Here is a 14,136-nt window from a genome sequence, read left to right on the forward strand (position 1 = left end):
CGTATGCCCAATCCCACAGCCCTCGCGTTCGGCTATCCCCGCTCGAAAGTCGCGGAGACCGATCGCTGGCTGGTCTTGGTCCGTCCCAAGCAGCCGACTTTCGGGTCTCTCGTCCTCGTATGCAAGGAACCCGCTCACGCCTTTTCGGAGTTGAGCCCCGAAGCCTTCGCCGACATGCAGACGGCGATCGCCGGGATCGAACGCGTTTTGAAGACCAAGGTTGCGTACGAGAAGATCAACTACCTGATGCTGATGATGGTCGACCGCGACGTCCATTTCCACGTTCTGCCCCGCTATGAGGGCGCGCGGGAGCACGAGGGAGCGAGCTTCCCCGACGCCGGCTGGCCGGCCGCGCCGGCCCTGGGAACGGCCGTCGCGCTGGACGACGACGCCGTCGCCCGCCTGGCCCAGGACTTCGCCGAGGCGTGGGTCGCCGCGTGAGCCGCAAGAGGAAGAAACCCGATCCGCGGCGGTTGACGGCCCTTGGCCTGATCGACCGCTATCTGCTGCGCCTGCTGTTCTGGCCGCTGGTCGGGTGTTTGGGCCTGACTGTCGTCGCCCTGCTGCTGGAGCGCGTGCTGCGCCTGCTCGACCTCTTGTCGCAGAGCAGCGCCCGCTTCGACTACGTCACCCAGTTGGCCCTCAACCTGGTGCCGCACTATCTGGGCCTGGCCCTACCGGTGGCCTTCTTCGTGGCGCTGTTCATCGTCATCAGCAAGCTGTCGGACGGCTCGGAGATCGACGCCCTGCTGGCCGGCGGACAATCCCTCGAACGGGTCGCCGCGCCCTTCGTCTGCATCGGCCTGGCGCTCAGCGTCTTCAGCATCGCCGTGTTCGGCTACGTCCAGCCCTACAGCCGCTACGCCTATCGCGCCGTCATGCACGCGGCCGTCAACGCCGGCTGGAACGGCCGCCTCTCGGGCGGGGCCTTCATCGACGACGACGGCTCGCTGATGACGGCCGACAGCGCCGACCTGGCCGGCCAGACCCTGACCCGCGTCTTCATCCGACGTCCCGACGCGGCCGGCCACGAAGAGCTGATCACCGCCGCCAGCGCCACCCTGCAGGTCGCCGCCGACGGCAAGACCGTGACCATGCGCCTGAGGTCGGGCCGCCGCATCGGCAGCGACGCGCGCGGCAACTACCGCAGCCTGGCCTTCGACGACCTGACCACCCAGGCCCCGCTGAAGGCCGCCGCCGGGCTCCTTCGCGCCAGAGGCGGCGACGAGCGCGAGCTGACCCTGGTCGAACTGACCCGCCAGGCCAATTCGCCCAACCCGGTCGTGCCCAAGGCCACCCTGTGGGCCGAGTTCTACGGCCGCCTGGCCCGCGCCGCCTTCCTGCCGTTCCTGCCGCTGCTGGCCTTCCCGCTGGGCCTGGCCGCCAAGCGCGGCAACCGCGCGCCAGGCCTGCTGCTGGCCGGAGTGCTGCTGCTGGCCTTCCAGCACAGCCTGCTGCTGGGCCAGAGCCTGGCCGAGTCCGGTCGCCTGGCGCCCATCCCCGCCGTCGGCGCGCCCTTCCTGGTGTTCACGGGCCTGGCCGTCTGGCTGTTCGTCGGCAGCCGCACGCGGCCTGGCGACACGCCGATCTCGCGTCTGGTCCTGGCCATGAGCGCCTGGTTCCGCCGCGTGCTGAGAGCCTTCCAGCGCAAGGAGCGCGCCGCATGAAGCTGCCGCTCTATGTCCTGCGCACCGTGGCCACCCGGGTGCTCGGCGCCATCCTCATCCTGATGGCCATCCTGCAGATCCTCGACCTGCTGGAAGTCACCACCGACATCCTCGACCGCGGCCTGGGCGTCGCCGGGGTGTTCTATTACGCCGCCCTGCGCGCCCCGCGCCTGTTCGAGCAGGTCGCGCCGCTGGGCGTGCTGGCCGGCGGCCTGTTCGCCTTCTCGCAGCTGGCCCGCGAGAACGCCGTCGTCGCCATGCGCGCCAGCGGGATCTCGGGCTATCGCATCGTGCTGATGGCCGTGCCGGTGGCGATCGCCGTGCTGTCGCTCGACGCCCTGTGCGCCCAGGTGATCTCGCCGCGCACCGACCCGACGCTCAGCGCCTGGTGGGCCGCCACCACCCCAGTCGCCGAGCGCAAGCCCCCGACCGCCCGCACCTTCCGCGCCGGGGAGGACCTGGTCACCGCCAAGGAAGCCCTGGCCGACGGCGCCGAACTGCGCGACCTGACCATCTATCGCCGTGACAAGTCCGGCGCCCTGACCGAGCGGGTCGTCGCCCCCGTCGCCAGTTTCCAGAAGGGCGCCTGGCGGCTGGAAAAGCCCGTCACCACCCGCTTCATCGGCGACCGGGTCGAACCCATGGTCGCCGCCTCGGCCACCTGGCCCACGGCCCTGCGTCCCGCCGACGTGCAGGCCCTGTTCGCCGACGCCCCCGCCCCTTCGGCCGCCTCGGCCCGCCGGGCGCTGGAGAACGGCGGCTCGGACCGGCCGCAGAGCTTCTACGCCACCCGCCTGCAGACGGCCTTCTCCGGACCGCTGGCGGCCCTGGTCATGCTGCTGCTCAGCGCCCCTGTCGCCTGGGCCAATTTCCGCAGCGGCCAGGGCGCGATCCTGCTGACCTCGGGACTGGCCGCCGGCCTCGTCTACCTGGTCGCCGACGGCTTGCTGTCGGCGCTGGGCGAGTCCGGCTCGCTGTCGCCGATCCTGGCCGCCTGGGCCGCCCCCGCCGTCTTCGCCGCCCTCGCGGTGCGCGCCTTCGTATCCCTGGAGGGATGATGCCTTTCGATTCCGCGGCCGAGGCGATCTCGGTCCTGCCCGTGCGCACGCCCGAGGAGCTGAAGCGCTTCATCGCCCTGCCCGCGCGCCTCAACGCAAAAGATCGAAGCTGGATCACGCCGCTGTTCCTGGAGCGGACCGAAGCCCTGTCGCCCAAGACCAACCCGTTCTTCGCCCACGCCCAGGTGCAGCTGTTCCTGGCCGTGCGCGGCGGCCGCGACGTCGGCCGGATCAGCGCCCAGATCGACGAGCTGACGCCGCAGAAGACCCCCGGCCGCCTGGACGGCCACTTCGGCCTGATCGCCGCCGAGGACGACGCCGACGTCTTCGCCGCCCTGTTCGCGGCCGCCGAGTCCTGGCTGCGCGAGCGCGGCCGCACCCACGTGCTGGGTCCGTTCAACCTGTCGATCAACGAGGAGGTCGGCCTGCTGGTCGATGGCTTCGACACCCCGCCGATGGTGATGATGGGCCATGACCCGGCCTATGCCGGCCGCCGCGTCGAGCAGCAGGGCTACGCCAAGGCCAAGGACGTCTACGCCTACTACGCCCCGATGCACGTCGACCTGCCGCCGGCCGTGCGCCGCCGCGCCGAGCGCCCGCCGGCCGACGGCGTCGTGCTGCGCCAGCTGGACATGAGCCGCTACGACGAGGAGGTCGCCACCCTGACCGACATCCTCAACGACGCCTGGAAGGACAACTGGGGCTTCACCCCCACCACCGAGGCCGAGACCGCCCAGTTGGCCAAAGCCCTCAAGGCCGTGATCGACAAGCGCCTGACCTGGTTCGCCGAGATCGACGGCGAGGCCGCAGGCTTCCTGGTGTTCCTGCCCAACGTCAACGAGGCCATCCGCGATCTCGGCGGCAAGCTGCTGCCGTTCGGCTGGGCCAAGCTGCTGTGGCGGCTGAAGGTCAAGCGCGTGAAGTCGGCCCGCATTCCGCTGATGGGCGTGAAGCGCAAGTTCGCCGAGGGCATCCGCGGCCGCATGCTGCCGTTCCAGATGATGCACGCCGGCCGCACCTCGGCGCTGGCGCTGGGCTACGAGCGCTTCGAGATCTCGTGGGTGCTGGAAGAGAACATGCCCATGCGCCGCATCGCCGAGGCCATCGGCTCGGAGATCTACAAGACCTATCGCGTCTACGAGAAGGCGCTGTGATCCAGGGATTCAAGGCCCTCGTCCTGGCCGGCTCGCGGCCGGGCGAGATCGACAGCGCCGCCGCCTATGCCGGCGTCTCGCACAAGGGGCTGATCACGCTGGAGGGACGCACCCTGCTGGACCGCGTGCTCGGCGCGGTGCAGGCGGCGGGCGCGCAGGCGGTCGGCGTCTCGACCTCAGACTCGGCCATCGTCTCGGCCCTGCCGGCCGGCGTAACCGCCATCGCCGCCTCGACCGAGGGCCCCAGCCAGAGCGTTCGCGAGGGCGCGGAGAGCCTGGGCTTCCCGCTGCTGATCACCACGGTCGACCACGCGCTGCTGAAGCCCGAGTGGATCACCCAGTTCCTGGCCGACGCCCCGGAAGGCGCCGACGTCGCCCTGATGCTGGCCCCGGAAGAGCGCGTCCGCGCCGCCGCGCCGGACACCCAGCGCACCTATCTGAAGTTCCGCGACGGCCGCTTCTCGGGCTGCAACCTCTTCCTGTTCCGTAGCGAGGCCGGCCTGCCCGCCATCGCCCTGTGGCGCCGCGTCGAGCAGAATCGCAAGCAGCCCTGGAAGATCGCCGCCATGCTCGGCCCGGGCCTTCTGGTCCGCTACCTGCTGGGCCTGCTGACCCTCGACGAAGCCATCGCCCGCCTCGGCGCTTTGGCAGGCGTCAAGGCGGCGGCGGTGCGCGCCCAGGACGGCCTGGCGGCGGTCGACGTCGACAAGCCGGCGGATCTGGATCTGGTGCGCAGGATCGTCGGCGAGACGGCCTAGGTCGGATCGACATTCAGCTATTTGCGACCTTCAAATCCGCGCATCCCCGCGAAGGCGGGGACCCAAGCTGGATTTCAGGATGAGGCGCGACCGTGGATCGACCGCAACCTCAGCTTGGATCCCCGCCTTCGCGGGGAGGCTCGGTGAAAAATGAGCTCAGGCCGGTGAATGTCGATCCGGCCTAGCCCTGCTCGAGGAGCGAGGCTTTCGCACCCGTAAACCAACGTCTGTGGCTTGGACGTCACCTCTCGGAGAAACGCGGCCGACGGCCTTTGCAAGCCACCGCCACGCCCCCTATCTGCCGGTCGAACGCCGCCGTCGCCTACCCGACGGCGGCGGCCTGTTTTCCGATTTCAAAGTCCTGCCCGTGTTCCGATCCGCTCTCCGCGCCGCCGCCATCGGCGGTCTTCTGCTGCTGTCCGCCTGCGCCAGCGTCCATATCCCCGCCACCCCGCAGACGGCCTTCGGCCGCAGCGAGACCAGCACCCTCTCCGAAGGCGTCACCTACTGGAGCGAGACGCGCGAAAACCCGCTGCGGCAGGTGTTCCACGTCGTGCGGCTGGACCTGGCCAATCCGAAGGTGCAGCTGTTCGTCTCGCCGCCCAATGACGGGGCCGGCCAGTACCACGCCCGCACCACGTCGGACTTCGTGACCGCCTCGGGCGCCCTGCTGGCCGTCAACGCCAGCTATTTCACGCCCTTCAAGCCCGGGGCGCGTGGCGGCGACGACTTCGTGCCCCACGCCGGCCAGCACGTCGATCCGGTCGGCAAGGTGATCGTCGCCGGCGCCGTCGTCGCCCCGCCGGAGGTTCCGGAGCTCGACCCGCGCGTCAACGCCATCCTCTGCATCCATCCGTCGTTCGTCGAGATCCGCTCGGGCCACACCTGCCGCTGGGACGTGATCGACGCGGTCGCCGCCGGGCCGGTGCTGCTGGTCGACGGGGCCGAGCAGTCGTTCAAGCACGCCGGGCCGAAATACGCCGCCGACCGCCATCCGCGCACCGCCCTAGGCGTCTCGGCCGACGGCCGCACCGGCTGGCTGGTGGTGGTAGATGGCCGCCAGACCGTGATCAGCGAGGGCGCGACCCTGGCCGAACTGACCGCCTTCTTCCGCGACCTGGGCGCGGCTGACGCCATCAACCTCGACGGCGGCGGCTCGACCACCCTGGCCGTGGACGACGGCTTTGGCCGTCCGCGCGTGCTGAACTCGCCGATCCACACCGGCGTGCCCGGGCGCGAGCGGCCGGTGGCCAACCAGCTGGGCGTGCGGGTGCTGGACGCCCGCTAGGGCCTAGCGCCCTAGGCCCGCGGCGACAGGAAGCTGGCCGCCACGTTGCTGAGCGGCCCCGGCCAGTCGCCGAACACGATCGAGCCCGAGAGCGGGTCGGTCGACACCGACGGGAAGCACAGATTCAGCCTGAACTGCAGCAGCTCGTCGCTGGTGCTGCTGGCCATGATCGACAGCGGAAAGCCGATGGCCGGGGCGTTGTCGTAGATGAACAGCAGCCCGGTGAACGGCGAGATCACCGGCGCGGCCGGATTGGGGAACGACAGCGTCCCCGTCACCGGAAGCACCTCGCACCGCGCGGTTGATGCGGCCTCGGGCGCGGCGCAGGCGGCCGTCAGCAGGTCGGCCTTCTCCTCGGCAACGACCAGGGCCAGTTCGTAGTCGAAGCCCACCTGGCCGTCGGCCAGGATGTCGGGCTTGTAGACCGTCAGCTTGAGGGTGGTGGCGTCGGGCATGGCGCTTCCTCGATCCATGGTCGCGCGACGATTTCGCGCAACCTATGATCGCATTGGCGCATGACACATTCTTTGGAGGAACGACTAACGTCGCCCCATCGGAGGAGATCGCGCGCCTGCCGAAAGAGCAGGCGCCGCCTCGTCGTTTCAGGCTGGGGTCGCCTCGGCGGCCGCCCAGGCTTCCGCCAGTTCGCGGTTCTTGGGCAGGTCCTCGGGGAAGTCCATCTCGGCCCAGTCCAGGCCCTCGATCGAGCGCACGGCCACGGCGTCGTGGGCGCGGGCGATCTGGTCGATGGCCGACAGGTACCAGCGGCGCAGGCCCTCGGGCGTGCGCAGGGCGCGCTCGACGATGTCGGTGAACAACGCCGCGCCCTCGGGCTCGAAGCGCAGGAAGCCGATCGACTCCGCGTCGTACTCGGTGATGGTCTTGCCGATCTCGCGCAGGGCGTCGCCCTCGGTGCGCACCTTCATGTCGTCGGCGTCGTAGCCGCCGGCCTTGCGGTCGATGGTGACGGTGATCGGGGCCGGCGGGGCCGACAGCAGGCGCTCGGCGATGGCCGGCTCGAACAGGGTGTCGCCGTTCAGCAGCAGGAACGAGCCCTGCATCTCGGCGCGCGCCATCCACACCGAGGCCAGGTTGTCACTGACGCTGTAGAACGGGTTGAACAGGGTGCGCACGGTCAGGCCCGGCAGGCGCAGCTTGGCGAGCTCGGCCTCGACCAGGTCGGCGGCGAAGCCGGTGACCACCACCACCTCGGCGACGCCAGCGCGGTGCAGGTGGCGGATCTGCCATTCCAGGACCGAGCGGCCCGACAGCTCGACCAGGCACTTGGGCCGGGTGTCGGTCAGCGGCGACAGGCGCTTGCCCTGCCCGGCGCTGAGGATGATGGCTTTGACCGGCGACTGCATGCGGGAAACTCGAACGCGCCGCGCGAAGCGGCGAAGGCGGAACGAAAAGGGCGAGGAAGCGACTCGAAGCGAGCCTTACCAGCGCAAATTGGGCGCGACCATAGCCGCGGCAAGGCCCGACGTCCCGCAAAAGGCCGATTTGCGACAATGTGCGCCTGGGGGCGCGGCGCAGGTTCGGTGACTGAAGACCGAGCGGACAGTTTAAAATCCGCCCATCCCCGCGCAGGCGGGGACCCAAGCTGACGTTCAGGATGAGGCGTGGCCGTGGTCTCCCCGCCACCTCGGCTTGGATCCCCGCCTGCGCGGGGATGCTCGGAGGAGGTTGAGCCTCAGGCGACCTCAGGCTCCGTTACGCCTCGACCGTCGCCCCGACCTTCGCCGCCGCCGTCGGATGCAGCCGCTTTTCGATGGCCGCGTCGATGCTGGCGCGGAAATCCGTCATGCCGGCGTTGACCGGCTCGTAGACGGCGTAGTCGACCGAGCACGGATCGCCCCCCGGGAACGGCGGGTCGGGATGGTACTGGATCGACAGCTGCACCTTCTGGGTGGCCAGGGCGGCCTTGTCGGCCGCGTCCGGCCCGCCGGCCAGGTCGGTCACGATCGTCTGGACCATGAACAGCGACTCGTCGACCGTCGACGAGATGCCGCCGCCGGTGACGCGGTTGCGATCCTTCACCCAGCGCGGGCAGCCGTTGACCACCGTCACGTCGGGGAACAGCTTCAGGCAGTCGATGAAGGCCCAGTGGGTGGTCGCCCGATAGCCGTCCAGCAGGCCGGCCGAGGCCAGGATCAGCCCGCCGGTGCAGACCGAAACGACATAGGTCGCCGTCTTGGCCCGCTCGACGAGGAAAGCCAGCAGGTCCTTGTCGCCGATCGTCTCCTGCAGGCCGTTTCCGCCGCCCGGCACGAACAGCATGTCCAGATGCGGGCACGAGCAGAAGTCGTACTCGGCCACCACCTTCAGCGGGCCGGAGGTCTGGATCGGCTGGGTGGTGGCGGCCACCACCGCCACCTGGCTTGTCCGGCCGATCACCGAGGCGTCGAAGAAGGCGAACACCTCGTGCGGCCCCGAGACGTCGAGGATGTCGACGCCCGGATAGAGCACGATGCCCACCGTGAACGGCGGCAGGTCGGGCTGCGGCGGGGCCGCCAGGCGCGCATCGCTCACTGGAACACCGCGATGAACGAGGCCACCACCCCAGCCGGCTCGCCGTTGTGCGGCTTGGCGCGCACCACCGTGCCCACCAGCGACGGAACCTGATCCACGCCGTCGGGCCAAGTGTAGCCCGGCCAGCAGTGATAGTCGTACTCCCAGCCGGCGGTCGGCGTGCCGTCGCGGCCGTAGCCGTTGATCACCAGGGCCTCGGGACCGGTCCCCTCGCGCAGGATGTGGCCCTTAAGGTCCAGCACGTAGCCCCCGCCCATGTCGAGCGTGCCAATGAGCGAGCACCATTCCGGGCTCTCGAACGTGAACACGCCCTCGCCCCAGATCAGGCTGAGCGCGGTCTGGGCGTTGCCGTCCACCAGCTCGGGATTGTTCAGGTAGCTGCGATAGGTCCACTTGCCGTCGAACGTCATCGGGATCCTCCCTTGCTGAAGCGCTGCGTCACTGGGCGTGCGCTCACTGTGCGTGGACCACGATGTCCAGCACCTGCGGCGTGGCCGTGGTCGCGCCGCCGTCGGCGTGATGGGCGTGCGGCCCGGCGGCCGACAGCATCGGCTTACCGGCCAGACGCACCAGGCGAATGCTCAGCCCCGTCGGCGCGGCGGCGGCCACGCCCGGTCCCTTGGCCTTGGCCAGGTTGGCCAGCGGCTGCGACAGCGGCACCGTGAAGCTGACCGGCCGCGTCACCAGGTGACGGCCGAACATCGACAGGGTGGTGACGAAGCCCGGCGAGTCGACGCCCACCGCCTGGCCCTCGGGGGTGTTGATCACCACCGCCAGGTCGTTGGCGTGCTCGAACGGCGGCAGGTCCACGGTGATCGTGGCCAGCAGGTGCGTCCCGCCCGGCTTGGCCGCGTCGGCAAGCACCGCGGCCGGCAGGGTCACGTCGCCCGCCGCCAGACTGCTCGGACCGGGCGCCTTCAGCTTGGCGGCGTACTTGGTCGCCGGCGCCGGCTTGCCGGCCTTCAGTTTGGTGGTTCCCGCCGGCGGCACGACGTTCTCGCCCGAGCCGGGCTGGTAGTCGTAGTCGAAGGAACCGATCGTCTCGTAGGCGGCGGCCGTGGCCTTGGCCCCGGTCACCGGCTTGCCGTCGGCGTCGTGGAAGAACAGGAAGGGCTCGGCCCGCCACTTGGCCAGGTCGCCCTTGCCGTTGATGTAGCTGGGATTGTCGTCCGGCAGGGTCGGATAGCCGTAGCCCTGCTGCTTGCGCGACCAGACGTCCCAGATGCGGTCGATATTGGCGTGGTGCAGGAAGAACAGCGGGTCCACCGGCGACAGGTTCGACTGCATGAAGCCGTCGCCATAGGTCGTGTTGCCGTCCTTGTCGGTCCAGATGCCGCCGACGCAGTTGTGCACCTTGTTGTGCGGCTGGCCCTCCATCACCCCGAAGCCGGTGATGCTGCTGTGGAACTGCGACTTGGGGCTGGCGAAGCCGATGAAGTCGCGCGGTGACAGGGCGTTGTCGAGCATCCAGGACGAGACGGCCCGGTTGGTGACGCCGTCGAAGCCCGGGTTCTGCGGCGTCGAGCCGCGGGCGTTGGGCCGCGCGAAGAACATCGGCCCGCCCTTGGGCCCGATGTCGAACAGCAGGTCGGCCGGGAAGCGCAGGCCGCGGATCAGCAGCTGCCCGTTCTGCGCCGGGGTCAGGTTGTTCCAGAACGTCTCCAGCACCGGCCCATAGGCCTTGTTGAAGGCGTCCAGGCTCTGGATGTAGGCGGCGTCGTTGGGATTGAGCACGCCCTCGAACATCTGCGCCGGCACCTTGGGATCGGCGGTCCAGTCCCAGTAGGGGAAGGCGAAGTCGGGATCGCCGCTGATCTTGCGCACGGCCTGCTCGAACAGGCCGACATAGCCGCGGTGCCAGACCACGAACCACCAGTTGCCGTGCGGGCAGTCGACCGTGTGGGTCAGGGCGTGGTTGTACCAGTTGTTGGGATCATCGGGCGGCAAGGCCAGCATGATCTTGATGGCCTTGGCGTAGCTGGCCAGGGCCTTCTGGCCCTGCGGGCTGCTGACGTTCCAGCGCCGCCAGCGGGCCTTGGTCGGGGCGGCCGGCTGGGCCTGGCCCTGCCCGGCCACGAGCATGCCGAGCGCCGCCGCGGCTCCGCTCGCCATCAGGGCGCGGCGCGAGGGCAGCAGGGACGAATACGGACCGGCCGCGGGATCGTGGGTCATGGAAGGGCTCTCGGATTTTGATGACGAACGACGGCCTCCGGCGCGCTCATCGCGCCGGAGGCCGGAAGGCTCGAAACTCAGTGGTGGCCGTGCGAGACGCCGCCGGCGCCGTCGGGCAGCACGATCTGGACGTTCTGCATCATGCCCTGGTCCTCGTGGTCGAGGATGTGACAGTGCAGGACGTACTCGCCGATGTAGCGCTGGTAGCGAGTGCGCACGATCAGGGTGTAGGGCAGATAGGGTCCGTTCTCGACCTTCTGGGCGCTCTTGACCCACAGGGTGTCCTTCCAGACGCCCTTCAGCCCGGGGTACTGCGGATCCACGCCGTCGAGGCCGAAGTCGTCGACCGCCCCGGGCTCGCTGACGTCCTTGCCGGTCGGATCCAGGATCTTGACGATCTGGAACGGGTTCACGTGGATGTGGAACGGGTGGCTGACGAATTCCGAGCGCAGCTCCCACTCCTGGGCCGTGCCCAGCACCAGGGTGCGGTCGATGCGGTCGGGCGCGTAGGGCCGCGGCGCATAGTCCTGAGAGCCGACCTCGAATTGCACCGGCATGTTGGTGTTCTGGCCGGGAATGGCGATGTTGAAGAGCACCTTCTCGGTCTTGGAGCCCTTGATCTCGGCGTCGGTGATCGTCGGGTGCGGCACGAAGCGGGTCAGCTTCAGCCCGTCCTTGAGGTCGGCCACGACGCTGGCGCGCACGTCAGTCGGCATCTGGACGCTGGCCGCCGCGACCAGCTCGGCGGTGACGAAGGCCGGGATGTCCTTGACCTCCTTGCCCGGCGCGACGGCGACCTTGCCCAACAGGCGGGTGCCGACAGCCTCGCCATTGACCGTGCCCGCGGTCGAGGTCTGCGCGTCGAGCATGCAGTAGTTCCCCGCCTTGGGGAAAACCACCAGCAGGTCGTTGCGGTAGCCTGGCTGCAGGGTGACGACCGTGGTCTTGCGGGCCTGGGCGTCGGTCAGGCCGTCGTCGGCGACGATGTAGACCGGAACCGGCTCGCCGATGCAGTAGGTCTTCTGGAACTTGGGACCGTCGGCGGCGGCCAGGCGGTCCAGGGCCGCGGCCCCGCCGTCGGCCATCTTCACGAACTGCAGCGAGATGGTGTCGCGCACCCCGGCGTGGATCATCCGCCAGCGGGCCAGCTCGCCCTGCTTGGCCGGCAGGGTGGCGAGAACCTGGCCGTTAATGCTGGTATAGCGGCCCGACTGCCCCCAGCTGCCCGGCCCGAAGCCGTTGCCGTTGGCGTCGCTGTAGAACTCGATGACGCCGGTGTCGCCCGGGTCGCAGACCCACTCGATCACATTACCCTGGGCGTCGGTCTTGACCTTGATGTTGCCGCTGGCGTCGAGGCAGGCGTACTGGATCTGCTGGAACACCAGCAGCTTCTCGGGGATCGGCGCCGAGCCCTTGTAGAGCAGGGTGTCGAGGTCGCCGTTGGTCTTTGGGGTCGGCTTGCGGTCGCCCTTGATGACCAGGGCCCCGGCCATGCCGCTGGAGACCTGCAGCGCCGTCGAGCCGTGGCGGTGGGTATGGTACCAGAAGGTGCCGGCCGGGTGGTCGCGCGGAATGTTGTATTCGTACTCGAACTGCACCCCGGGATTGATCGACAGCAGCACGTTGTCGCTGTTGCCGGTCGGGCTGACCCACAGGCCGTGGCTGTGCAGGTTGGTGCCGTTGTAGCAGTGCGGCACGTTGATCAGCCAGTTGGGATCGGTGCAGCTGGGATCGGCCGGCAGCTTGTTGTCCAGCGCCACCCGCACCGTGTCGCCGGGCCGCACCTGGATGGTCGGCGCCACATAGGGCGTGGTCGCCGAGACGTCGGTGCCGTTGTAGCTGCGCAGGTGGACCTTGTCGTTGCGCCCGTTGGCCGGGTTGTAGAGCTGGCCGTCGGTGTAGACGACGTTGAGGTTCAGCCGCCGGTCGCCGGTTTCGGCCGTGCTGGCCGGGGCGATGATGTAGCTCTTGTCCTTCGAGGCGGTGCCGGTCAGGGCCAGCGGCTCGGGCGGCTTGGCCGCGCCCAGTTCCTTCGGGGGAAGCGGCGCGCCCAGCACCCGCGGATCATCGACGACCCGGTCCTGCGCCGCCGCGCTCGCGGCCTGCAACGCCATGACGGCTAACGCCGCCCCCGTCGCCAGCGCCAGACGCCGTCCACGTACAGTCCATCGCCCGTGAGCATAGCCCATCGCAGCCTCCCCGATCCTTCAACCCCTGGGAGAACTGTACTCTTGCGCCGATAAACTTGAAGTCACAATTTTTGTGCGCTTTCGCACAGGTTTAGAAGCCTAGCGCCAGGCGTAGTTGAAGCTGATGCTGATCCTCTGTTCCTCGGCCTGGTTGGGCGTCACCTCGTGCCGCAGCCAGCTTTCCCACATCAGGATCGTGCCAGGCTCTGGCTGCACATAGACGAAGGGCTGCAAGGTCTCGGGCGCGTCGTCCTGGCGGGTCGGCGCGGCCATCATCATCGGCAGTCGCGGATCCTCGAACTTCAGCGCCGAGGCGCCGGCCGGAACGGTCACGTAGACCGTGCCGGAGATCACGCTGTGGGGATGGATGTGGCCGGTGTGCTGGCCGCCCGGATCCAGGATGTTGATCCAGAAGCTGTCCATCACCAGCTTGCCGCCGGCCAGGTCGAAGCGCAGCTCCTTGGCGAAGGCGGCGGCGTGCTTGTCGAGCTTCTTCTTGAGGTCGGCGAACAGGCTGTCGCGCTGCGGCAGGTCGTCGAGCGAGGCGTAGGAGGTGTAGCCCAGATAGCCCTTGCGCTCGGCCCAGGCCTGGCCGGCCTCGTCGTCCTCGGCCACGGCGATGCAGGCGTCGTGCAGCTCGTCGATGAAGGTCTCGAAGTCCTTCTCGCCGGCGAGGCTGGCTTCATAGAGCGGGGTGACGAAGAGGGAGCGGGTGGTCATGGAGCGGGGTCATACAGGCGGCCGGCGTTGACGACAAACGGCTATTGGAACATCATAGGAACATGGCCGACGGCGAAATCATCCTGACAATCGACGGCGAACGTGCTGAACGCCTGAGAGCGCGCGCCGAGGCCGCCGGCCAGAGCGTCGAGGATTTCGCCCTGCGACTGCTTGAGGACGACGCCGCGATCTGGAACGAGGTCGATGCGATATGCGACGCGACCCTCGCGAATGATGACGGCATTCCCCTCGAAGATCTCGAGCCGTGGATGCGCGGCTGGGGCAAATCGAACGGCCCTTCGCCGCCGAGATGAAGCCTGTCATCGTCACGCCACGCGCCTATGAAGACATACGGCGACTAGAAGCTTGGCTGATCGACAAGGATATCGCCGCCGCCGAACGCGTAGGCCCGCTGCTCTTCAATGCAATGATGTCGCTGTCGGAATTTCCCGAACGCGGCGTCCAGGCATTGCGAAGCCGCGGCCGCGAACTCTTCGTTTCCTTCGGCGCTCACGGCTATGTCGTTCGCTATCGGGTCGAAGCAACCAGAGTGCTGATCGCGACCGTTCATCACAGCCTCGAACGTCGCTGAACCCGC

The 14,136-nt window shown here is 69.0% G+C and carries 15 protein-coding genes; 8 read left to right on the plus strand and 7 right to left on the minus strand.

Annotated features, from left to right (window positions below; all coding sequences use genetic code 11):
• Window positions 1-3 precede the first annotated feature (3 nt).
• From AC2YHT_RS00190 to AC2YHT_RS00215, 6 genes are all read left to right on the plus strand, one after another.
• On the plus strand, window positions 4-441 hold the full coding sequence (locus AC2YHT_RS00190; protein WP_487287613.1) for an HIT family protein: 438 nt from the start codon (window positions 4-6) through the stop codon (window positions 439-441).
• A gap of 32 nt (window positions 442-473) precedes the next feature.
• Window positions 474-1,667: an LptF/LptG family permease gene (locus AC2YHT_RS00195; protein WP_487287929.1), complete on the plus strand. Its 1,194-nt coding sequence runs from the start codon at window positions 474-476 to the stop codon at window positions 1,665-1,667.
• Window positions 1,664-2,725 (plus strand): LptF/LptG family permease, encoded by a 1,062-nt coding sequence (locus AC2YHT_RS00200; RefSeq protein ID WP_487287614.1) that lies wholly within the window; start codon window positions 1,664-1,666, stop codon window positions 2,723-2,725. Before AC2YHT_RS00195 ends, AC2YHT_RS00200 begins: the two co-directional genes overlap by 4 nt.
• Complete coding sequence (gene bcerS, locus AC2YHT_RS00205) at window positions 2,725-3,879, plus strand: ceramide synthase (RefSeq protein WP_487287615.1); 1,155 nt, start codon at window positions 2,725-2,727, stop codon at window positions 3,877-3,879. Before AC2YHT_RS00200 ends, bcerS begins: the two co-directional genes overlap by 1 nt.
• A complete protein-coding gene (locus AC2YHT_RS00210; RefSeq protein WP_487287616.1) occupies window positions 3,876-4,637 on the plus strand; it encodes an NTP transferase domain-containing protein in 762 nt (253 codons plus the stop codon). Before bcerS ends, AC2YHT_RS00210 begins: the two co-directional genes overlap by 4 nt.
• A 367-nt stretch (window positions 4,638-5,004) precedes the next feature.
• On the plus strand, window positions 5,005-5,925 hold the full coding sequence (locus tag AC2YHT_RS00215) for a phosphodiester glycosidase family protein (RefSeq protein WP_487287617.1): 921 nt from the start codon (window positions 5,005-5,007) through the stop codon (window positions 5,923-5,925).
• Window positions 5,926-5,936: 11 nt separating this feature from the next.
• Here the strand turns inward: AC2YHT_RS00215 and AC2YHT_RS00220 are convergent, their stop codons facing one another.
• From AC2YHT_RS00220 to AC2YHT_RS00250, 7 genes are all read right to left on the minus strand, one after another.
• Window positions 5,937-6,380 (minus strand): hypothetical protein, encoded by a 444-nt coding sequence (locus AC2YHT_RS00220; RefSeq protein ID WP_487287618.1) that lies wholly within the window; start codon window positions 6,378-6,380, stop codon window positions 5,937-5,939.
• Window positions 6,381-6,527: 147 nt separating this feature from the next.
• On the minus strand, window positions 6,528-7,289 hold the full coding sequence (locus AC2YHT_RS00225) for a phosphocholine cytidylyltransferase family protein (protein WP_487287619.1): 762 nt from the start codon (window positions 7,287-7,289) through the stop codon (window positions 6,528-6,530).
• Window positions 7,290-7,638: 349 nt separating this feature from the next.
• Window positions 7,639-8,457 (minus strand): DJ-1/PfpI family protein, encoded by an 819-nt coding sequence (locus AC2YHT_RS00230; protein WP_487287620.1) that lies wholly within the window; start codon window positions 8,455-8,457, stop codon window positions 7,639-7,641.
• Window positions 8,454-8,867, minus strand: coding sequence for a hypothetical protein (locus AC2YHT_RS00235; RefSeq protein ID WP_487287621.1), 414 nt, complete (start codon window positions 8,865-8,867; stop codon window positions 8,454-8,456). Before AC2YHT_RS00235 ends, AC2YHT_RS00230 begins: the two co-directional genes overlap by 4 nt.
• Before the next feature lie 43 nt (window positions 8,868-8,910).
• Window positions 8,911-10,629 carry a tyrosinase family protein gene (locus AC2YHT_RS00240; protein ID WP_487287622.1) on the minus strand — a complete coding sequence of 573 codons (1,719 nt, stop codon included), beginning with the start codon at window positions 10,627-10,629 and terminating at the stop codon, window positions 8,911-8,913.
• Window positions 10,630-10,706: 77 nt separating this feature from the next.
• Window positions 10,707-12,743, minus strand: coding sequence for a multicopper oxidase family protein (locus AC2YHT_RS00245; protein ID WP_487287623.1), 2,037 nt, complete (start codon window positions 12,741-12,743; stop codon window positions 10,707-10,709).
• 174 nt (window positions 12,744-12,917) lie between these two features.
• Window positions 12,918-13,538 (minus strand): TIGR02466 family protein, encoded by a 621-nt coding sequence (locus AC2YHT_RS00250; protein ID WP_487287624.1) that lies wholly within the window; start codon window positions 13,536-13,538, stop codon window positions 12,918-12,920.
• 62 nt (window positions 13,539-13,600) lie between these two features.
• Between AC2YHT_RS00250 and AC2YHT_RS00255 the strand changes: the two genes are divergently transcribed.
• Window positions 13,601-13,852, plus strand: a complete 252-nt coding sequence (locus AC2YHT_RS00255; protein WP_487287625.1) for a hypothetical protein — start codon at window positions 13,601-13,603, stop codon at window positions 13,850-13,852.
• Window positions 13,804-14,130: a type II toxin-antitoxin system RelE/ParE family toxin gene (locus AC2YHT_RS00260; RefSeq protein WP_487287626.1), complete on the plus strand. Its 327-nt coding sequence runs from the start codon at window positions 13,804-13,806 to the stop codon at window positions 14,128-14,130. The genes AC2YHT_RS00255 and AC2YHT_RS00260 overlap by 49 nt, the downstream gene beginning before the upstream one ends.
• The last annotated feature ends 6 nt before the right edge of the window (window positions 14,131-14,136 follow it).

The organism is Caulobacter sp. SRI_008 (assembly GCF_057586355.1).